General features: G+C 54.8%; 18 protein-coding genes. All 18 read right to left on the bottom strand.

The features are described from left to right. Positions 1 to 19 precede the first annotated feature (19 nt). Positions 20 to 1,663: a zinc metalloprotease HtpX gene (locus BU251_RS06690; RefSeq protein ID WP_128700279.1), complete on the bottom strand. Its 1,644-nt coding sequence runs from the start codon at positions 1,661 to 1,663 to the stop codon at positions 20 to 22. A 126-nt stretch (positions 1,664 to 1,789) separates the two neighbouring features. Next, positions 1,790 to 2,347, bottom strand: a complete 558-nt coding sequence (locus BU251_RS06695; protein ID WP_194946675.1) for a LemA family protein — start codon at positions 2,345 to 2,347, stop codon at positions 1,790 to 1,792. A gap of 262 nt (positions 2,348 to 2,609) precedes the next feature. After that, positions 2,610 to 3,863, bottom strand: a complete 1,254-nt coding sequence (locus BU251_RS06700; RefSeq protein WP_128700280.1) for a glucose-1-phosphate adenylyltransferase — start codon at positions 3,861 to 3,863, stop codon at positions 2,610 to 2,612. A gap of 23 nt (positions 3,864 to 3,886) precedes the next feature. After that, complete coding sequence (locus BU251_RS06705; RefSeq protein WP_164908904.1) at positions 3,887 to 5,359, bottom strand: glucose-6-phosphate isomerase; 1,473 nt, start codon at positions 5,357 to 5,359, stop codon at positions 3,887 to 3,889. Positions 5,360 to 5,503: 144 nt separating this feature from the next. Beyond that, on the bottom strand, positions 5,504 to 7,699 hold the full coding sequence (locus BU251_RS06710; protein WP_128700282.1) for a glutamine synthetase III family protein: 2,196 nt from the start codon (positions 7,697 to 7,699) through the stop codon (positions 5,504 to 5,506). Between the two features lie 273 nt (positions 7,700 to 7,972). After that, on the bottom strand, positions 7,973 to 9,121 hold the full coding sequence (locus BU251_RS06715) for a pyridoxal phosphate-dependent aminotransferase (protein ID WP_228767787.1): 1,149 nt from the start codon (positions 9,119 to 9,121) through the stop codon (positions 7,973 to 7,975). Positions 9,122 to 9,373: 252 nt separating this feature from the next. After that, positions 9,374 to 9,859, bottom strand: coding sequence for an Lrp/AsnC family transcriptional regulator (locus tag BU251_RS06720; protein WP_128700284.1), 486 nt, complete (start codon positions 9,857 to 9,859; stop codon positions 9,374 to 9,376). Positions 9,860 to 10,159: 300 nt separating this feature from the next. Beyond that, positions 10,160 to 10,855: a type 1 glutamine amidotransferase gene (locus BU251_RS06725; RefSeq protein ID WP_164908905.1), complete on the bottom strand. Its 696-nt coding sequence runs from the start codon at positions 10,853 to 10,855 to the stop codon at positions 10,160 to 10,162. Between the two features lie 142 nt (positions 10,856 to 10,997). Then, positions 10,998 to 12,677 carry an NAD+ synthase gene (locus BU251_RS06730; protein ID WP_128700286.1) on the bottom strand — a complete coding sequence of 560 codons (1,680 nt, stop codon included), beginning with the start codon at positions 12,675 to 12,677 and terminating at the stop codon, positions 10,998 to 11,000. Between the two features lie 25 nt (positions 12,678 to 12,702). Then, positions 12,703 to 13,398 carry a GAF and ANTAR domain-containing protein gene (locus tag BU251_RS06735; protein ID WP_128700287.1) on the bottom strand — a complete coding sequence of 232 codons (696 nt, stop codon included), beginning with the start codon at positions 13,396 to 13,398 and terminating at the stop codon, positions 12,703 to 12,705. Then, entirely contained in the window at positions 13,325 to 14,068 is a 744-nt protein-coding gene (locus BU251_RS06740; RefSeq protein WP_228767788.1) for a hypothetical protein, read from the bottom strand. Before BU251_RS06740 ends, BU251_RS06735 begins: the two co-directional genes overlap by 74 nt. 10 nt (positions 14,069 to 14,078) lie before the next feature. After that, the gene (locus BU251_RS06745) at positions 14,079 to 14,546 is read right to left on the bottom strand and encodes a prepilin-type N-terminal cleavage/methylation domain-containing protein (RefSeq protein ID WP_128700289.1); all 468 of its coding nucleotides are present in this window, start codon (positions 14,544 to 14,546) and stop codon (positions 14,079 to 14,081) included. Between the two features lie 83 nt (positions 14,547 to 14,629). Then, positions 14,630 to 15,292, bottom strand: a complete 663-nt coding sequence (locus BU251_RS06750; RefSeq protein WP_128700290.1) for a methyltransferase family protein — start codon at positions 15,290 to 15,292, stop codon at positions 14,630 to 14,632. Next, a complete protein-coding gene (mnmG, locus tag BU251_RS06755) occupies positions 15,273 to 17,168 on the bottom strand; it encodes a tRNA uridine-5-carboxymethylaminomethyl(34) synthesis enzyme MnmG (RefSeq protein WP_228767789.1) in 1,896 nt (631 codons plus the stop codon). The genes BU251_RS06750 and mnmG overlap by 20 nt, the downstream gene beginning before the upstream one ends. 286 nt (positions 17,169 to 17,454) lie before the next feature. Next, positions 17,455 to 18,738, bottom strand: coding sequence for a BPG-independent phosphoglycerate mutase family protein (apgM, locus tag BU251_RS06760; RefSeq protein WP_128700292.1), 1,284 nt, complete (start codon positions 18,736 to 18,738; stop codon positions 17,455 to 17,457). A 304-nt stretch (positions 18,739 to 19,042) separates the two neighbouring features. After that, positions 19,043 to 19,966 (bottom strand): extracellular catalytic domain type 1 short-chain-length polyhydroxyalkanoate depolymerase, encoded by a 924-nt coding sequence (locus BU251_RS06765; protein ID WP_228767790.1) that lies wholly within the window; start codon positions 19,964 to 19,966, stop codon positions 19,043 to 19,045. Between the two features lie 14 nt (positions 19,967 to 19,980). Further along, positions 19,981 to 20,460 carry a nucleoside deaminase gene (locus BU251_RS06770; protein ID WP_228767791.1) on the bottom strand — a complete coding sequence of 160 codons (480 nt, stop codon included), beginning with the start codon at positions 20,458 to 20,460 and terminating at the stop codon, positions 19,981 to 19,983. Continuing rightward, entirely contained in the window at positions 20,444 to 21,547 is a 1,104-nt protein-coding gene (locus BU251_RS06775) for a hypothetical protein (protein ID WP_128700294.1), read from the bottom strand. Before BU251_RS06775 ends, BU251_RS06770 begins: the two co-directional genes overlap by 17 nt. Between the last annotated feature and the right edge of the window lie 56 nt (positions 21,548 to 21,603).

Genomic DNA, 21,603 nt, shown 5'->3' on the forward strand with positions numbered 1-21,603 from the left:
TTCTGACACGCCGATATGCCTAAAAGGAAGCATCGTCGAAAAAATGCTCTTTATTTTCGTAGATGTACTGCAGGATCTCGAGTTCGTGGCTGTCAAACCAGATGCCTTCGCAATAAACGCAGCGGTCGATCTCGACAGGATAGGAATAGACAAAGAACTGCCGCCGCATCTTGCGGCCGCATTGAGGACAATCCAGGACCCAGGCATTGACCGGCTTCTGTTTGTAGAAACCATCGATGCGCTTATCTCTCTCTCGGATGGCCACCTCCGCCAGCCGGACGACTTCGGCATCAAAGGTCTTGTCTCTGCGGATCAGGACGCGGGAAATCTTGCGGCTGGGGGCAAAGACCCCTTCGCAATGGGGGCACTTTTGGACCGGGACCCCTTCGTAATACAACTCTCCGAGGGCCGTGCGGCAATGAGGACACGCAAATTCTTCTTTCGTCTTTTTTTCTGCCGGATGTGGAGAGAGCACCGGCATGAGCGCCTCATCCTCGTAGGCGTGCGCGATCTTCCCGGAATCCTCCGGTTTCACCCATGTCTCCGGCGTCAGCAAGCCGGATTTCTGAAGCTCCTCTAAGCCGAACGGCCCCTTCCACTCCTGATCTACGAAAACCCGCCATGCAACCGGCGCTTCGCTCTTCGTCTCCGTAAACTCCGCTTTCGCCACCGGAGAAACCCACACATCTTTTTTTAAATGTTCCTCCAGGGTTTTTGCGTCCGCATGGGCCATGTCCGTCAATATCCGGATACGCTCGGCAATGGGCGGATGCGTAGAAAAAGCATCCGAGAAAAACCCCTGTTTTTCGTCGAGGCGGCTAAAATTGGGATTGACGATAAAAATGGATTCCAGCCGCTCGCCCATGGCGCCTCCTCCACGCCAGTTCGTCGATATCAAAGAAAGCGCTTCCGCCAGGCTCAAAGGGTTGCGTGTCAGGCGTACGCTCACGGCATCAGCCCTGTATTCCTTCTGGCGGGAAATGAAATAACGCAGGAGCGTGCTCAAAAAACGCATGAAAAATATAATAAGAAGCAACACAAGGACCAAGAGGGCACCGCGCCCCCGAGACCTCTGCATGCCGGCCTTCAGCCGAGAGAACAGCTCATCGTATAATTCAGCCAGGGCGCACGTCACGGTCGTAGCCAGGCAATCGCCGCTGACGATATGGCCCGCTTCGTGGCCGACGACAGCCTCCAGCTGCGCCCTGTTGAGACGCGTCAGAAGACCTTCCGTCACGCCGATCACCGCCTGACCCTGAAAATCCTCGAGGGCAAATGCATTCAGGCTCACCGAAGGAATGACCATGCCCGTGATGCGCCGGCCGCCGATGGCCACGCTCACCTCGTCAATGATATTCTGGAGGCCCTTGTGATAAAAATCCTTTGTATCGAGCTCCGCGGCCCCGATGGACAAAGATAATTTTTCAATCAGATGCGACGTCGACGTAGCCCAGTGCAGAAGCGCTACCAGCAAGGCGACCCCGAACGCTGCCAGGACGGATGAGCCGCTCGGCCAGAAAAAGCCCTCTCTCGACGCAAAGGCATTGCGCAGGATCACAAGCAGGAGATACGCGGTGAGGAAATAAAAAAGGATGACGAAAAAGAAAAGAAAACCCAGCAGGCGCGTCTTTTTTTCTTCGATATCGATGAATGAAAAAGGCATCGTTTTAAGTTAACGCACGCGGCCCGGCGCTTGCATGATCTAAAATTTCTCAGCCGCCAACCCACGCTTACCCTGTTAGAGAACGAGCTCTCTAACAGGGCTTGGCCGGCAACCCGATGACTTGTCCTAAAGCTTGACCTTCGGCGCTTCTCTCTCCGTCTTATCTTCGATCTCGAAGAAGTCGCGCTTGGCAAACCCTGCGGCGCTTGCCACGATGTTTGTCGGAACAACCTCGATCAGGGTGTTATACCGGCCGACCTCATCGTTATAATACTGGCGGGCAAACGAAATCTTGTTCTCCGTCGAGGTCAATTCTCCCTGAAGGGACAGCACGTTCTGATTGGCTTTTAAGTCCGGATAGCGTTCGACGACGGCGAACAGGGAGCGCAAGGTCTGAGTCAGGAGATTCTCCGCCTGGGCCTTATCCTTGATGCCGGCGGCATCGATTGCCTGTGTCCTGGCCTTGATGACGCGTTCCAAGGTGTCTTTTTCATATGCCATATACCCCTTGACCGACTCCACGAGATTGGGGATCAGGTCATGCCGGCGCTTGAGCTGAACGTCGATTTGCGACCAGGCGTTGTCCACGCGAATCTTGAGGCGGACGAGCGAATTATAGGCGAAGAAGAACCACCCCAACAACAGAATAATGAGGGCCAACAATACCAACAGCATCACAACCATGCTTTCCTCCTTTAATGAGCAGACAATTTACGCGAACGAATGCATGGGCGAGCGTAAATTGTAGTCCCGTTCTACGGGACGTCTGCGAATTAAACCCAGCACAAATTTTACTGACATCTCCTCTTAATTCAAGGCAGCTTGCGTTTAAACACAGACCCATTATCTTAAAATTTGTGCTGGGTGAGTTCGGGCCTATAAGTTATGTTCGCCTTGTCGTTTCGTTTGCCGCAGAACGGCAAGGCTCCATAACTTATGCCCTCACTCAAATCACCGTCCCGTCCGGGATCGTCGCGTTCTTATACACAATGACAATGCCGTCGCGGATCATATACTGCGGAGTGGCGTGCTCCTGGACGCCGGCTTCATTGGCGATCCGGACATGGCGGCCGACACGGGCATTCTTATCCAGGATCGCATGGCGCACGACGCTGTCTTCCCCGATGCCGATCGGGATCGTCCCCCTTCTTTGCTGACGGATCTCCTCGGCAGTCTCATAGTAATCCGCGCCCATAATGATGGAATCTTCGATGACGGCGTTTTTGCCGATCCTGGAACGCAGGCCGATGATGGAATTCCTGACCGCCGCCTCGCCCACGATCGAACCGTCGGCAACGATGCTGTTCTCGATCTGCGCGGCCGCGTATTTGGCCGGCGGCAGGGACCGCGAACGCGTATAAAGCTGCCATTCCTCATCAAACAAATCCAACGGCGCATCCTCCCGGGTCAACAGCAGGTTCTCGGTGTAGAAAGATTTGATCGTCCCGATATCCCTCCAATATCCGTCGAACTCATAGGCATAGACGGCCTTATCGGTGATCGCCTCGGGGATGATCTCTTTGCCGAAATCGGCCTTGTTGCTGCGCGACAAAAGCTCATGCAATGCCTCTTTGTCGAAAAAATAGATCCCCATCGAACAAAGGTATTTCGGCCGGCCGCCGCGCATCACGCGCAGATGCCTGACAAGGTCCTCCTGGGATGGCTTTTCCACAAACTCTCCGACCTTTGATGCCTCATCCGTACCCATGATCCCATAAGAAGAAATTTCTCCGGGGTCGATCAGGTTGCAGGCGACGGACACCTGCGCCTCCCTTTGGACGTGAAAATCATAGAAGGCGCGCAGGTCCATCTTATAGAGCTGGTCGCCGGAAAGGATGCAGACATACTTGATCTTGGGATTATTGAAATGCTTCAACGTCTTGCGCACGGCATCCGCCGGCCCTTCAAACCAGTCCGTCCGGTCCATGGTCTGATCGGCGGCGATGACTTCGATAAAACCATGAGAAAAAGCCTCGAACTTGTAGGTGCGCGAGATATGCTTGTTCAGTGATTCGGAATTGAACTGCGTCAGGATCTTGATCTTGTTGAGGCCTGAATTAAGACAATTGCTGATGGGGATATCGATGAGGCGGTATTTGCCGAAGAGGGGAACGGCGGGCTTGGCCCTGTCTTTGGTCAAAGGGTAGAGGCGTGTGCCCCTGCCTCCGCCGAGGATGACACACAGGACATCATTGACCATACTGAGCCTCCCTGCCGTCTCGGTTACAAAATAAACCTGACGTCGCTCTTCACAGGATGCTTCTCGATTTCCTGCGCGATCTTTTCCGGGATATCGGGCTTGCGAAGCTTATAATACATGTAATTCTTGTAACTTTCTACGCCGGGCTGATCGAAGGCATTGACGTTTAAAAGTTCGCCTTCAAAGGCAGTCGCCATCTCAAAAAAATAGAGAAGCCCACCCCATGTCCAGGGGGACAATTGCGAAAGCGTGATCGTGCAATTCGGCCGCTTGGCCGATGTCAGGGCCCATGCCGTCGCTTCCTGTGCCAGCGCCAGGAGTTCCGAAAATCTTTTCTGCGAAAGAAAGCCCTTGTCGGCCGGAACGGTCACGTCGTCGGCAAAAGAAGCGATACGGATCATCGTGACCGCCTTGTCATTCGGACCTTCCACATTGTTCTGTTGGATGGAATGAAGGTCCGTCGTTCCCCGGGTGGCCACGGGCGTCCGTCCGGCATGCACCGGCCGGCGGGTATCCGCCTCCCAGGCCTCGCCTGAGTCTCCAAGCGCCTTGATCCGCCGCGGATATTTCTTTCCGATGCTCTCGGCCAAAAGCTGGCAATACCAGTCAGCCGTAGACTTCAGGCCTTCCGAAAAAGGCATCATGATGGCGATCGATTTGCCTTTCCTGAGATGCGCCAAATGATGAAGGCTTGCATACATATAGGCCGGGTTCTTAAAAATATCCTCCAAGGAACATCGTCGCGCCATGGCCTGTGCGCCGCTAAAGACCTCTGCGATATCAACGCCCACGATCGCCAAATGCAGGAGCCCCATATTGAATTCGGAGAATCGCCCTCCCACACCCGGCAATAAAGGCAGGCTGCGGAAGTTCGACGGGTCCTTAGCTTGCTCCTCCAGGACTTTCTTGCGCAGCGTGCCCGACTTGGGGTCTGTGATCGCGATGATCTGGCGGCCGTAGTGCGCGCCGACGCCGGCCTTCAACCACTCCTCGACGACATCGAAAACCGCCTTGGTCTCCGTCGTCTCGCCGGACTTGGAGATCACCGTCACGAATGTTTTTTTGGGATCGAGCTGGCGCAAAAGGACGGCCAACGGCGTCGGGTCGAGGTTGTTGCCTTCGAAATAGATGCGGCTGCGCTTCTGGCGCAGCTGAAGGAACTCATTATAATACGGGGCGCACAACGCTTCCTGGGCCGACTTGAGGCCCAGATAGGAACCGCCAATCCCCAGAGACAGGACATTCTCATACTGGCGGCCGATCTCATCCCCAAGCCTTTGGATCTCTTCGACTGTCTTTTTGTCCTGAAACGGCAGCATCAGCCACTCCAGGCTCAGGCGCACGCGACTGGCCGGATTTTCCGAAAGGCGGCGGAAATGCCTATGGCACTTGTTCACACGCGGCATCAAACGCCTCAAATCGTATTCCGTTACGCCGTCGCGGCCACCGACGTTGAAACTCATCATGTTGTTGAAATCAAACTTAATGTCGTTCATTCCTTTGCCTCGTTCGCATGTTTTCTCACTTGAATTAACATCGTGCGCACGACGTGAAACGCAAAGATCCCTCATCTTCATCCGCCACTAAAGCGTCGGCGGATCAAATTCGGCCATCAAACTTGCATTCTGCAAGTTTGGGCCTCATTTGACGAAAAGCATGTCCCTGTACTTCGGCAGGTCCCAATGCTCGTCGGAAATAACACCTTCAAGAAGATCGGCATGCTTACGGATATGCTCCATGATGGGCTTGAGATCCGTAAAATACCTGTGGGCCTTCTCGTCTTCCTCAAGACCCTTGGTCTCTTCCAAAAACTGCATCATGGCCTTGGCGTTCTTGCGGACATAATAGATCATCTCCGTCACTTCGGAAAGATGCACTTTCATGTCGACCACGGACTCCTCGAGGAATTTCAGGCCGGCCGTACTCTCCAGATGGACGATATGTTCCAGGTTTTGCGAAAGCAGACCCTGATAATCGAAGGCATTGGGCACGATGCAGGAATTAACCATCTCATTCAAGGTCTTGGCCTCGATCTCCAGGAGCTTGATATACATCTCCAGCCATATCTTGTAACGCGCCTTCAGTTCCTCGCGGTTAAAGACCTTGTACTTCTCAAAAAGGGCGACATTTTCTTCCTTTACAAGCGCCTTGAGGGCCTCGGAGGTCGACGGCTCGTTCGGCAACCCTCTCTTGGCCGCCTCTTTCTTCCACTCCTCGGAATAATTATTCCCTTCAAAACGGATCTTTTTGGTCTCGCGGATCACCTCGGCCAAAACGGCAAGCACGGCCGTATTGAAATCCTTGGATTTCTGCGCCGCTTCGATCTTGGTACGCACATAATCCATGGAATCCGCAACGATCGTATTGATGACCGTAATGGCGGTCGAGATATTCTGCGACGAACCCACGGCGCGGAACTCGAACTTATTGCCGGTGAAGGCAAAAGGCGACGTGCGGTTCCTGTCGGTCATGTCCTTATTGACCAAGGGCAGACGGGCGACACCCAGGTCCATGATGTCCTGGCGGCTGATCTGGGTCTTCTTGCCCTTCTCAACGGTGTCGAGGATCTGTGTCAACTGGTCGCCCAGAAAGACGGAGATGATCGCCGGCGGCGCTTCATTGGCGCCCAGACGGTGTTCGTTGCCTGCGGAGGCCACGCTGGCGCGCAGGAGGTCCGCGTGCGTATCGACGGCGCGCAGGACGGCGACCAGGATCGCCAAAAACTGAAGGCTGTCCTCGGGCGTCTTGCCGGGATTCAACAGGTTATTGCCCTTATCGTCGGACATGGACCAGTTGAGATGTTTCCCCGAGCCGTTGATGCCGGCAAAGGGCTTCTCATGAAGCAGGCAGACCATATCATGGCGCAGGGCCATCTTTTTCATGATCTCCATCAGGAGCTGGTTGTGGTCCGCCGCCAAGTTCGATTCCTCGAAGATCGGCGCAAACTCATACTGGTGAGGCGCGACTTCGTTATGGCGCGTCATGACCGGGATGCCCAGCTTATAGGCCTCCTCGCCGACCTCGTACATGTAATTCACGACCCTCTCCTTGATCGAGCCGAAGTACTGATCTTCCATCTGCTGGTCTTTGGGCGAAGGGGCGCCGACAAGAGTCCGTCCGGTCAACAACAGGTCCTGACGCAGCCTGTAGAAGTTCTTGTCGATCAGGAAGTATTCCTGCTCGGGGCCGCACGTGGAAAAAACCTTCCTGACATTCTTGCTGCCGAAGAGCTTGAGGAAGCGAACGGCGGATGCGCTCAGGGCCTCGATGGAACGCAGATGAGGCAGTTTCTTATCCAACGCATAGCCGTGATAGGCGACGAAAATCGTCGGGATACACAATGTCTTGCCCAGCTTGCTTTCGATGATGAACGCCGGGCTCGTCGGGTCCCACGCGGTATAACCGCGCGCCTCAAAAGTCGTGCGGATGCCGCCCGAAGGGAAACTCGAGGCGTCGGGCTCGCCCTTGATGAGCTTGCTTCCGGAAAACGTCTCAATCACCTTGCCCGGCGAAGAAGCAAAAGAGATGAAACTGTCGTGCTTCTCGGCCGTCATGCCCGTCATGGGCTGAAACCAGTGCGTGTAATAGGTGGCCCCCCGCTCGACCGCCCATCTCTTCATGGCATCGGCGATCTCATTGGCCTGGACGAGCGATATCTGCTTACCCTCTTCCATCCACGCCTCGAAGGCCTCGAAGGTCTTCTTGGATATATGCTTTTTCATCGTCGGGACGCTAAAGGTGTTTTCGCCGAAGTAGCTGGAGACCTTCTTGAATTTCTTGACCTCGGGAAAAGGCTTCGTCTCGATCGACTTAAGTATTTCTTGTCTGATATTCATGACTGATTCTCCTTAATTCCGCCTCTGGCGGAATTAGGCCCTCCGCTATGTGGAATGCGGAGGCCTACCCTTTCTGGGTTAACTCCGAGTGCAGCTGAAAAATTTCTGGTTGCCCGTCTGAGCTCTGCGAAGGCTGGGTGCAGACAGAAATTTTCAGGCCCTCCGCTTATTCGGTATTGCGGAGGCCTACCCCTTGTGGGTTAGCTGTTTACACGAGGAGTAACGTTTCTTTCCTTAATCCTTCCGCCTCTGGCGGGGTCTTTCTTTACTTCCTCACAACCCCTTCATATACTCTTCCATGCGGTCCATGGCTTCTCTCAATTTATCAAAGCCCGTCGCGAAAGAAATGCGGATATGGCCGTCGTATTCAGGACCAAAGGCCGTACCCGGGACAACAGCGACCTTCTTCTCTTTCAGGAGCTTCGAAGCGAAATCCATGCCGTTCATTTTCGACTTCTTGACCGAAGGGAACACATAAAAAGTCCCCTGGGGCTTGTGGCAGGAAAGTCCCATGTCGTTGAGGCGGCCCACGACAAACTCGCGCCGTCTCATGTATTCCTGCCTCATGTCTTCAACAGGCTTGCGTGTACCCACAACCGCCTCGCAGGCGGCCATCTGAGACATGATCGGCACGCACATGATCGTGTACTGGTGGATCTTGGTCATGGCGGCGATGATGTCTTTCGGGCCGCAGGCATAGCCGACGCGCCAGCCGGTCATGGCGTAGGCCTTGGAAAAGCCGTTGAGATACACCGTGCGCTCCTTTGCGCCCGGCAATGCGGCAAAAGGCGTATGGGTAAAATCATAAGTCAGCTCGTCATAAACCTCGTCGGAGACGACCAGGACCCCATGCCTCTCCAAAACACGATTGATGGCAGACAACTCTGTCTTCGTATAGGAAACACCCGTCGGATTACACGGGTAATTGAAAATGATCGCTTTTGTGCCCGGCTCGATCGCTTTTTTAAGGTCGTCGGGCGTCAGCTTGAATCCGTTGCCGGACCTCAGGACGATCCGGGTGACCTCTGCCCCCGCCAGCTCGGCAACCGGGGCATAAGAGACGTAGCTGGGCGAGCAGACGATGACCTTATCGCCGGGATTGATCAGGGCTCGCAAGACCAAATCAACGGCCTCGCTGACACCGACCGTAATCAAAATCTCGTCTTCCACGCCGTAATGAAGGCCGAACCGCCTTTTCAAATCCTGGGAGACATACGTCCGCAACTTGACCAATCCCTTATTGGACGTATAAGACGTATATCCTTCTTCTATGGAATAAATAGCGCTCTCGCGGATATGCCAAGGCGTGACAAAATCCGGCTCGCCCACCCCCAGGGAAATAACATCCTTCATGCCGAGAACCAGGTCAAAAAAGACCCGGATCCCCGACGGAGGCATCACCTGCACTTTATGGGAAACCATTGTTTTTTTCATGCTTTTTTGAGAAGTTTTAAATTCATCATAGTTCAATCACCAATACCCAATATCCAATCATCAAACAAAAAACATTGTTTGGTTATTGGCTTTTGGTGATTGGTCATTGCCTGGTTATTGTATCTTGGTGTTTGGTTATTTCTTGAACAAAAGCCAGTACCTTCCCTGGCCTTGTCCTCGGCCTGTGCCCTTCGGGCAAGGCCAGGGGCAGGCCGAGGACAAAGACAGACATCTTGGCGCTTAATACGAGATGGCCAAGCGTCTGTCTTCTTCGGCGCATTTCAAAATGATCCCGTCTTCTTTGTATTTTTTCAGCAGAAAATGAGTCACCGTGCCCCGCACGTTCTCCATAGGCGAAAGCTTTTCGGAGACGAACCTCGAGACGGTCTTTAAGTCCCTTCCTTCCACCACCAAAAGAAGATCGTAACTGCCCGAGAGAAGATAACAGCTCTTGACCTCCGGGAAACTGTAGATGCGCTCGGCAACCTTATCGAATCCCAGGTCTTTCTGCGGCGCCACCTTGACCTCGATGAGCGCGCGGACCTCGCTCTCTTTGTCCTTGACCAGCTCTTTATTGACGACGGCGCGATATCCCAGAAGGATGCCCTCCTTCTCGTATCTCTTGATGCGCTTTCTGACCTCATCAACCTTGATCCTGGCCAATTTTGATATTTCTTGAGGCGTGATCCTGGCGTCTTTCTGCAACAATTCAAGGATTACATCCATACGATCCCCCTTGGCTCATCAACATGCAACAAATACATTATCTGGAGCCCTCGCCCGCCGCTTACGGTGGGCAGGGGCAACGTCCCCCTCCACCATAGTTGTGTCTGCGGCTAAAACCAGCAGACACAACTATGATAAATGGGATTAAGCCTCAAAAGCGCGTTAATCCTTCCTTGCGGGCGCACCCATCAGAGAACACGTTCTCTGACGGGGCTTCCAAATTTTAACACCTGCTCTTAAGCCTTACAAGCGATTTTTGGAAGACGAAAATACGGCATAGCTCCCCACCTTTTTCGGGCATCAAAGGCTTCTCATGCAGCGGACAAACCCCTCGTAGATATCCTTCGCCTGGGCGTCAAAAGCAACCTTTAAATGTTCGTAAGTCTCCCTTATCCCCGGTCGGCTCTCCGGCCGATCATCCCGGAACCACGAAGAAAGCATGGACCCGTCCACTTCCACATGAAACTGGAACCCCCATGCCGCATCCTGAAATGAAAATGCCTGATGAATACCGTTACCTTGAGCCAGTAAGACGCCACCCGCAGGCAATTCAAATGTATCTTCATGCCACTGAAAGACTTTCGTCCTGACATCGAAGTTTTTCATCAATGGGTCGTCTTTGGCAGCGCCGGTCAAATCCAAGCCATACCAACCTATTTCCCTGGCCGGAGATTTTTTGACGCGGCCTCCAAGACTGACGGCGACAAGCTGTGCGCCGAGACAAATCCCTAACACCGGGATTTTTTGCATCACGAGCTCCCGGATAAGATATCTCTCCACGGTCAGGAAAGGATATTTCTCTTCCTCGTAGACATTCATGAGGCCCCCCATGATGACGACGCCCCCTATATCCGAAAGATCCAGCGGGCACAAGCCGGCTCCGTTGTCTTTCCAGACATCCACCACATCATATCCGATTTTGTTCTCGGAAAGGTAAGTCCCCAGCGTGCCCGGGCCTTCGTTGTCGATGTGCTTGATGATGAGAATTTTTTTCATAAAACCTCCCCTGCGAAACACCAAAAAACCTGTTACAAAAAACCCTCTCATTCATCAAGGCATCACTGCCTTAATCAACAAGAGGGCATCTTTACCCTTCGGGAATTTCTAATTTTTAATTACCAATGACCAATACCATTTTTTAACGGTATTTATTTGTTATAGGCATCCGCCGGTCTTTGCCGAACGCCTTGGGACTGATCTTGATGCCGGGCGCCGACTGCCTGCGCTTATACTCGTTGAAATCCACCATACGCACGACGCCTGCCGCCAGCTTCCCGTCGATGCCTGCCGCGACGATCTCCTGGATCCCCTTGTCCTCCTCGACATATAGCTTCAAGACAGGATCCAGAACGTCGTACGGCGGCAAGGTATCCGCATCTTTCTGGTTAAGCCTGAGTTCAGCTGTCGGCGCTTTCGTCAGAACGCGCCCGGGGATCACCCCCCGGCCGGCCGCTTTGTTCTTGTATTCCGCCAGACGGTAAACGAGCGTCTTGGGCACGTCTTTGATGGCGCCGAATCCGCCCGCCATATCGCCGTAGAGCGTGCAGTAGCCGCAAGAGACCTCCGACTTATTCCCCGTATTGACGGCGAGATATCCGAATTTATTGGATATGGCCATAATGATGTTGCCGCGGATGCGCGCCTGGAGGTTCTCCTCTGTGATGTCCGGCGCCTTGCCGGCAAAAACACCGCCGAGTTCCGCAAGATAGGCCTCGAGGATCTTCTGGATGGGAATCTCTGCGGTCTTGATATTCAGATTCTGCGCCAGGAGCCGCGCATCTTCGCCGGACTCCTGTGACGTGTAGGCCGACGGCATCAAAACACCCAAAACATTCTCGCTGCCGATGGCGTCTGCGGCCATCGCCGCCACAAGGGACGAATCGATACCGCCGCTTAACCCCAAAACGATTTTCTTAAAACCGTTCTTGAGCACATAATCCTTCAAGCCCAGGACAAGGGCCCCATAGACTTCTTCTTCGATGGTGTTCGGCGGCACAGCGACATGCGGTCCCAGCGGCGGCTTGTCTTCCCCGGCTCCTGCGATCATGATGGCGGGTTTTCTGGAAACGACAGGCAATTCAATGTCGCGAACAAGAAGCTCCTCTTCGAACGCCCGGCCCTGCGCAACCACGCGCCCCTTATCGTCGACGATCAGGCTCTGGCCGTCGAAAACCAACTCATCCTGGCCGCCGACCAGGTTGGTGTAGGCGATAAAAACGCCGTTGCGCCTGGCCTGTTTTTTAAGGATCCGGCGGCGCATCTCGCCCTTGCCCATATGATACGGCGAGGCGTTGATGTTGACGATCAACCTGGCCCCGCGATAGGCCTGGATCCCCGCCGGGCCGTCCAAGTGCCAGATGTCTTCGCAGATATTGACCCCGAAAGATGTCCGGCCCAGCCCGAAGACGGGGAATGTGTCGCCGGCGGCGAAATAACGCATCTCATCGAAAACGCCGTAGTTCGGCAGAAAAACCTTGTGATAGACATCCACGATCCGCCCGCGGGAAAGGACGGCCGCTGCGTTATAGATCCTGTTTTTCTTCCGGTCGACAAATCCGACGATTGCCGTGATGTCTCCCGTCGCGCGGGCGGCGGCTTTGAGGGCCGCGAGGTTGTCGTCGATAAACTGGGATTTGAAAAGAAGATCTTCGGGCGGATAGCCGGTGATGCAAAGCTCGGGAAACGAAACTATGTCCGCCCCGGCCCTGAGGGCCTTTTGGATCCAGGCGGCTATTTTTGCGGCATTACCCGCAAGATCGCCTACGACAGGATTGACCTGTGCCAGCGCTATCCGGATTTTCTGGGTTTTTTCAGGCATGATACGCCCCGCAAGATCAATAGTGCTATATCTTGCTCTTCATGTCGTGGCTCAGGACGATCGCCTCGGCGACCTGACGCATGGACTTGCGGTTATCCATGCTGTACTTTTGAAGCAGACGGTAAGCGTCGGCCTCCCCCAGCGACCGTTCCTTCATCAGGATGCCCTTGGCCCTCTCAACGATCTTGCGGGATTCGAGCTCTTCCTGGATGACCTTGGTCTTGACCATGAGTTCGGTGTTCTCGATGACCAATGCCGCCTGGGCAGCGACCGACGAAAGAAGATCGATCTCGCCCTTGGTGAACTTATGGGGCTCGGAGGTATAAAGGTTCAGGACGCCGATGACCTTGCCCTTAACATTCATAGGAACGCACAAATAGGAACAAATATTCTCCTGCTTGGCGATCTCCTTGTATTTGTACTGGGGCTCAGCCTGGACGTCGTAGACGGCAACCGCCTTGTTTTCCTTGGCCACGCGGCCGCTGATGCCTTCGCCCAGCTTCACGGGTTGTTTCTTTGTGTAGCCTTCGGAAACCGTCTGCGTGGCGCGGATCACCAGCTCTCCCTTGTCGTTCAACAACATGAGCGAACAAAGCTTGGATCCCATGCTCTGCGCCGTCACGGAAACGATCAATTTCAGGATGTCTTCAAGATAAAGGTCGGATGTGATGGCCTTGCTGATCTTCGACAGGGCCGTTAAGTGCAGTGTTTTTCTTGCCATGCTTTCCTCCACAGGCTTTCACGCAGATGCCGCAGATATATTGTCCGACGACATTCTCGCGCTGGAAGCCCTTGAGTTTCTCAAAACATTCCAAATGGCCGAAATTTTCGCAATTGTCCCGGATGGCTCCGACCGGGCAGGCCGCGACACAGGCCCGGCAGGGCCCGCATCCGCGCCGCAGCGGACGGTCCGCCTTCAGCCGGAAATCCGTCAGGATCGTCACTAATCTGAACTGCGCACCATAGCGCTCTGAAACAAGAAGATTGTTCCTTCCGATCCACCCCAACCCCGCCAATTGCCCGATTTTCTTGTGCGAAAGGTGCGCGCTCTGTTTCTGCCAATCGAGGATCTGCGATGCCGGAATGGGAAGCGCCGCCGCCCCTTTGTTCTGGAGCCACCGGCATACCGAAAAGGCCGTCTGATCCAAAAACATGTTGGCTGTCCGGTAGTGATGGAAATACAACTTGGTTGGCTGCGCTTCGATTTCTGAGAGGATGGGGCCGGATAACGCGACCCCGAGACAAACGGCCTTGTTTAGTCCCTTTTTAACATCCTCAACGAGCTCAAACTCGTCTTTGATGTTTGAGACATCCGCCACTCCAAAAAGATCCGCCCCCTGCAGGCGGCAGAACTTTTTTAAAGTACGGTAATTCCAGATTTCAGAAAACACGTTAATATCTTTATATGGCCGGGCTGCTTTCATCGGCCGGACCGGAGGCCGAAGACCGTATCACGCCGTCAAGATCAATCAGGAAATATCTGGTGCCCGTGATATTCGGCTTGGCGGGTATCGCCGTGGCATTAAAACCGTCTGCGTCGCCCGAAAGCGTGAAGTTATAGCCCTGCTTTGTGCCCGACGCCAGCGTGCTGTCGATATACTGGGCCCCCGCGGGATCGTAAAGATCCGAGAGGTTCGATGGGTAAGAGGTGTGTATCGCCCGGTATGTCACCGAAGCCGCGGACAACGTCTTGAGCGCCGCGACCGCCGCCGCCTCGTTGGCATTGACGCGTTGACGCAGAATGCCTGGAACACCGATGGAGGCGATGACGATGATCACGGCGATAACAACCATGATCTCAACGAGAGTAAACCCCACCCGAGAACGCTGCGGCGGCGCTCCGGGAATGAAGCTCTTACGCCTCCCCAAAAACTCCGGCATTATACACAAAACTTGCCGTTGTCTCTCTGACAGAACAAGGCCTCCGAAGTGCCGAATTCCCGAAACCTCCATCATGCCGTCCGACCCTCTCTTTCGCTGTTGCGTCTAATGATAATATTAAAACACAAGAGGCCTGAAAAAACCACAAAAAGAATTATCCCCCAAAGAGTTGCGGCCGTAACCCCTTCCCTTTTAACAAATAAAGAAAACCACAAAAAGAGAAAAACAGCCAAAAGCAAAAATCCGCAGACACGGATAAACTCTCCGTTCTTGAAAGACTGCCTTATATCAAAAGGCCGGATGTCGGCCTTGCTGTACCTGCGCGGGGCTGGGAACATCATCGGCACACTCCTTAAATACTCGCGATAGGCGGCGCCGAATTTCTCCTCCAGGACTTGTTGTTCCTCCCGGATGGTCCCGGCATAGAGAATCAAAAAACCCAGGAAATAATACAACAAGAGCCACATGTTGTTGGCAACGATCACAACGCCCAATCCTACGATAAAATTGCCCAGATAGAGCGGATTGCGCACATACGCATAAGGCCCGGCCGTCGTCAAAACCCTGGATTTAGAAATGTAGCCGCTCGCCCAGAACCGCACACCGAGCCCCACAAGCTCGACGGCGATGCCTACCCACAGGGACACATCGGTGATACGGGCCAAAAAAGGATACACAAGGAACAGGGGATACACCAGCCACAGCCGCAATTTTTTAAAACGGATCTTCTGCATGGGCGTCCTTTTCTTTTTGTAGTTTGGCGATCATGACCATCAACAGCGAGACAGCCGCCGGCGTCACACCGGAGATACGGGAAGCCTGTCCAAGGGAGACCGGCCTGAATTTCTTCAGTTTCTCGACGATCTCCGTAGAAAGCCCCCTCACCGCGGCATAATCCATATCCTGCGGGATACGTATGTTCTCGGTTTTCTTGAAACGCTCCACCTCATCCGCCTGGCGCCGGATGAACCCTTCATATTTGACTTCCGTCTCGACCTGCGCGTCCAGCTGCGGCGTCAGGAACGGAAGGTTGTCGTCGATATGGTTCATCTTCCTGACGTGCGCAAAAGTGATCTGCGGCCGCCGCAGCAGCTCTTCCAGGCTCACCGTGCCCTCCAAAGGCGACGTCCCCAGCGTTTCAAGATACGGATTGGCTTCGGCGGCCCCAAGCTTTGTGGCACGCAGGTAGGCGATCGCCTCCCCGATCCGGCGCTTCTTGTCCTCGACGGCCTGATAGGCCGCCTCGTCCAATAGGCCGATGCGGCGGCCGCGCGCCGACAGGCGCAGGTCGGCATTGTCCTGGCGCAAAATGAGACGATACTCCACACGTGAAGTAAACATCCGGTAGGGCTCCTGGGTGCCTTTGGTCGTCAGATCGTCGATGAGAACGCCGATATAGGCCTCATCCCTCGAAAGGATGAAAGCCCCCTTTCCCTGAACCCGCAGGGCGGCGTTGATGCCAGCGACGAGCCCCTGGGCCGCCGCCTCTTCATATCCTGTCGTGCCATTGATCTGCCCAGCCAGAAAAAGATTGCGGTAGAGTTTTGTCTCGAGCGTCGGGAACAATTGGGTGGGGTCGACATAATCATATTCAATGCCGTAGCCGGGCCTCATCATCCGCGCCCGCTCAAGCCCCTTGATCGAATGGACCATCTCCATCTGGACGTCCACGGGCAGGCTGGTCGAGATGCCGTTCGGATAGACCTCAACGGTATCGAACCCTTCGGGCTCCAGGAATATCTGGTGCCTGTCGCGGTCGGCAAACCGCACGACCTTGTCTTCGATGGAGGGGCAATAGCGCACGCCCGTCGACGTGATTTTTCCCGTATAAAGTGGAGAACGGTCCAGCCCGCAACGGATGATCTCATGCGTCCGCGAATTCGTAAAGGTCACATAGCACGGTTTCTGCATCACCTCAAGCGACGGCGTCCGGAAAGAGAAAGGCGATGGGGGCTCGTCGCCGTCCTGGCGCTGGAGGGCTTCATAATCAATGCTGCGGGCGTCCAGGCGCGGGCAGGTACCGGTCTTGAAACGGCTCACCCGGAAACCGAGGCGTTTGAGATCGTCCGACAGGCCGCTCGACGGCGCCTCGCCCAGGCGGCCGCCGGGAAAATGGGTCAGGCCGATATGGATCAAACCGTTCAAAAACGTCCCCGGCGTCACGACAACAGTCTTGGCCTCGAACGATTCCCCTGAAGATGTCTTGACCCCGACGACAACAGGGCCGTCCGTCAGAAAACCGGTGACTTCGGCCTGCCGCACCTCCAAACGCCCTTGTCTTTCAAGCTCCGTCTTGACATAAGCCTTGTAACGGAACATATCTTCCTGGACCCGCAAGGAGCGTACCGCAGGCCCCTTGGAGGCGTTGAGCATGCGGAATTGCATACCGCAGGCATCGGCAGCCTTCCCCATCAGGCCGCCCAGGGCATCGACTTCGCGAACCAGCTGGGACTTGCCGATGCCGCCGATCGCCGGGTTGCACGACATGGCGCCGATCGCCTCAAGGTTCATCGTCACCAGCAGGACGCGGCATCCCATGCGGGATGCGGCATGCGCCGCCTCTGCTCCCGCGTGGCCCGCTCCGACGATAATGACATCATAATGCTTCATCGGTGGAATCCCCCCGGACTTAAAGCCCAGGGCTCCTTTTTTCTTGGGAACAATTCCCCAAATGATCTTATCGGCTGGCCGGGAAGGCTCCCTCCCAGAGGCAACCGTCCTTCATGGCCGGGGAATTAAATCTCAGAAAAAATCCCAAACACCAAATACCAAACTCCAGACAATATTCAAATTCCAACCGGCCAATGGCCAAACTTTTTGTTTGGAAATTTTGGTTATTGGAATTTGTTTGGGATTTGGAAATTGGGATTTGGGATTTAACTATATTATCCCTTGATTATTCCTTCGCCAGCTTGATGAACAATCCCATGAGGTCTTTGCCGAGAAGCTCTCCCAACGACCCGTGAGCAGCCGCCTTCTCCGAGAAACTCACCGTGCCGTCGGATTTGATGTCGCCGCCCGTAACGATGAGCGGAACAGGGTCCGGCGAGTGCGCTTTAAGCTTGCAGGGTGTCGAATGGTCCGCGGTGACGACGACGATGGTTTCTTTCATATTGAGGTGAGGCAGAAGATTGCCGAAGAAGTGCTTGTCAATCGCCTCGATGGAGGCCTTCTTGGCCTTAAAATCCCCGTCGTGGCCGGGCTCATCCGGGCCCTTGATGTGGATATAGAGGCCGTCGAAATCCGCGATCTTCTGGAGGGCGATCTTCGCCCAGACGGAATAATCCACGTCGACGTGGCCGGTGCGGGAAGGGACATCCACAATGCTCAAACCCGTCAAAAGCGCGATGCCCTTCTCCACGGGCATCTCCACGAACGACCCGAATTTCAAGTGATAGTAATCGGCCATCGGCGGAAACTTCGGCAGATGGTCGCCGGCGTCGCGCGAAAGGATGGCATTGGCCGGCACTTTGCCGTCGGCAATGCGCTTCTTGTTGATGGCCGCTTCCTGCAGGACCTTGTGCGATTTCTGTGTGAATTCGTTCAATAGTGCAGCTGCTTCGATCGCCTGCGGCGACTTTTCGTATCCCGGCATGGGCTGAGATTCCGCCACATAAGGCTCAAAGGTTTCCTTGGCGAGACCAAAGACGCCCTCGCGGTCATAAGCGGGGTCTGTATTGGTGATCCATGCGGAAAGCTGGGAGTGCATCGACCGGATGACGAGGATGCCGCGGTGGCCGATGGTGTTCTTGAATTCAAACGTGGCGTTGGTGAGGGTGACCTTGCTGTTGATCTCCCTGGCCAAAACCGTGGCTTCTTCGGTCGTGAGATTCCGGCCGACCCTGCGGTCCTTGATAGTGCGGCCGTCATCCTGTACGGTCGCAAAGTTGACGCGGAAGGCGACATTACCGTCAGCCACCTTCAGGCCTTCGGCAAAAGACTCCAAAGGCCCCCTGCCCGTATAGAACTCATGGGCATCATACCCCAAAAGGCTGATGACCGCGATATCCGATTCCGGAGCCACCCCTTTGGCCACCGTATGGACGACGCCGCTTTTGCCTTTCTGAGCGAGTTTGTCCATATGCGGCGTCAGGGCCGCCTCCAAGGGGGTCTTGTCCCCAAGTTCCTTGATCGGCGTGTCTCCCAAACCATCTAATACCACGTAAAGAATCTTTTTCATCCTGTCAGACCTCCCTTTGTCATTCAAAAACAAGGAGTTTCATCCCTCACGAACTCCAGCCCATCAACCATCAGGATACTTACCCTAAGGTCAAATGGGACTCTTTTAGACCTCTCCCCTTGCTTCCAAAAGATGAATTTTACCACCCCTGCTGATGGCTGACAAGGGATTTTCTGGTCGAGGCCATATAAGACCAAAAAAAAGCACGCCCCATCCTGCGAGGCATGCCTTTAAGACTTATCCTGGAAGCTGCCGCAACAATCAACACCGCCTCCCTCATCCAAGGAGCTGCGGCACCGTGTCTCTATTTTCTTTTCTCTTTCGGGTGACGGTCAAAAAAATCCCAGATAATCTCTGTTGCGGATATTCCCCCGATCTCCGGAGGATCGCCCCACATCCGTTCTGCCGTCCCCCCGGGCCAGGCGTGCCCGCCGCCAATGATGGAATACAAAGAGACCGATGTCCCTTGCAGACAGAAAGACCAGCTTTTGATCTTCACCAGTCCCTTTTCCATCTCCTGGGGCCGGGTGTCGCAGGCGTCCCTCTCCACCCAATAATCCATGGCATGGACCACGGAATTATCCTTGCGTTCATGGCGGTCGTAATAAACAAGCGGCCAGCCCCCTTCGTACAGGACATGCCTGTCTTCCGTTCCGTGAAAAGCGATGACGGAAACAGGTTCCATCGGCATGCACACGTCGACGTTCATGGCGCCGGCGACCGGCGCAATGGCGGCAACCAGATCGGAAAGCTCGCAACCCAGCTTATACGCCAGCATGCCCCCGTTGGAGATACCGGTCACGTATACCGCCCTGGCGTCGATATTATATTCCTTGCGGAGCTTGCCGATCAGGGCGCGGATGAAAGCCGCATCGTCGACGTTGTGCTCCAGGGCATAACCACAGCAATTCCCTGCGTTCCAGGTGAGGAAACGGTCCGGAAGCCGTCCGGTCCCGTTGGGATAAACAACGAGAAAGCCTTTTTTGTCCGCCTCGCCCGAAAAACCCGTCATGCGCTGGGCATTCTTGGCATTGCCTCCGCCGCCATGGAGGACGACGACCAGCGCCCATGGATGCGAACCGTCATAGGCCGCCGGCACATGCAAGAGATACGTCCGCGTCCTGCCGTCGACAACAAGGGAACCCTCGTGATTGCCGGCGGTCTTTTCCTCAGCGCAAGCAGGACCGCCGAGGAAAACCACGAGACAGAACAACAGGAAAGTGCGCAAAAAGAATAACATCTTCAATAAGTTTTGTGGCCGGGCCGATCCGCCCAGAGAGAAAAAAGCCCAAGACAGGCCTGACGCAGAAAATCTTTGCGGATCCGGACACGGGAGCCGCCCATGGTCTTCATGGCGGCATTGGACACCGTCAATTCGTGGAAACCGAACCTTTTGGCGTCGGCGATATGTGCGCCATAGACGATCCGCGAAATATTCGCCCAATGGCAGGCGGAAAAACACATGGGGCACGGTTCACAGGTTGAATACAAAATACAGCCTGAGAGATCGATGGTCTTCAGCTTTTGACAGGCCTGCCGGATGGCGCAGATCTCGGCGTGGGCCGTAATGTCCGTGTTTTTCCATACCCGATTATGGCTCACGGCGACCACGCGGCCCCTTCGGACGATGCAGGCGCCAAACGGCGTCTGCCCATGCCGCACACCTTCTTCAGCCTTGGCGATCGCCAGGCGCATCCATGCGGTGTCACCGGTTCTTGGCATCGCCGCCCCCCGTCTCGTCCATCGTCCAGATCAATTCCGTAAAATACGTCATCGGAAGCCCGACGCTGTCCACTCTCACGCACTCCTTGGTCTGCTCCACCAGCTTGCCCTCAATGACCTCTCCGTCTTTCATGGTGATCTTTACCTGTGTTCCCGCAGGCAGCTGTTTTATCCGGCCCTTGCTTTCCGGGGCCGGCTGTCCGGTTTTCTCCAGGATTTGATCAAGAGAAAGATTCTTACCGTCATCCTGTGCGGCAGCGGCGGAAGAAGTCCCTGCCGCAGGCGCCTCGCCCATGGCCTCCGCAAGCGCCGGCAGGACGAAGGCGATCCCTTCGCTCGAGGCCACTGCCTGCGTCTTTTCGTCCCCGTCGCCGTAGAACTTATCGATCAATGTCTTGTCCTTGAAGAGGTCTCCCTTTAAAGACAAGGAAACAGTATTCGCATCATCTTTGACAAACATGCCGGAAACATCCTCGATGGGCGTCGGCATCGTCAGGCGGAATTCCACCTCGAACCGGCTCAGGGCCTTCATGAATTTTTCCCTCATCTCTTTCTGCTGCGGCGTCTCGGCCTGCTCTCCTTGCTGCGGCTGCGCCCCTGCCGTTACCTGCCCCTTGGACTCTTCGGCCTTTTGTTTGTCTTTCTTCAAAAATGCCACCATCCGCCCCTGGTCGTCTTTGGCCAACACAAGATGCGTCATCACAAGACCGCTCTGGAGCAGCTTATTGATGTCATCGAAGGCGATCATATAATCTACATAGAGATCCTTGTCCCTGATCTCCTTGGCGTAAGACTGGAAACGGATGTTCAAACCGGCTTCTTTGGCCTTCTTGAACATTTCATCCTGGCTGGAAAACATTTCTTCGGCAAGCGACGGCGGCATCTCTTTTTGATTGCCTCCTACGGCCTGCGTCATGCCCTTGGCCATGGCCCCCATCGTCGCATCGATCATCTCCAGCGTTCCTTCCGGAACCATCAGATGGACCTCCAGGGTCCCGGATCCGTCCTTTGCGAACGAAAGGTGCTCTTTCGATTGCAGACAGCCGCACAAAAACAAGCACGACAAAAACACAAGGGCCTTGCGCATATCCTCTCCTTTTCTTGCAAGCCGTCTCGAGACCATTTTCCTCCCAAGACGGGAAT

This window comes from Candidatus Velamenicoccus archaeovorus, assembly GCF_004102945.1.
GTDB classification, from domain to species: Bacteria; Omnitrophota; Gorgyraeia; order Velamenicoccales; family Velamenicoccaceae; genus Velamenicoccus; species Velamenicoccus archaeovorus.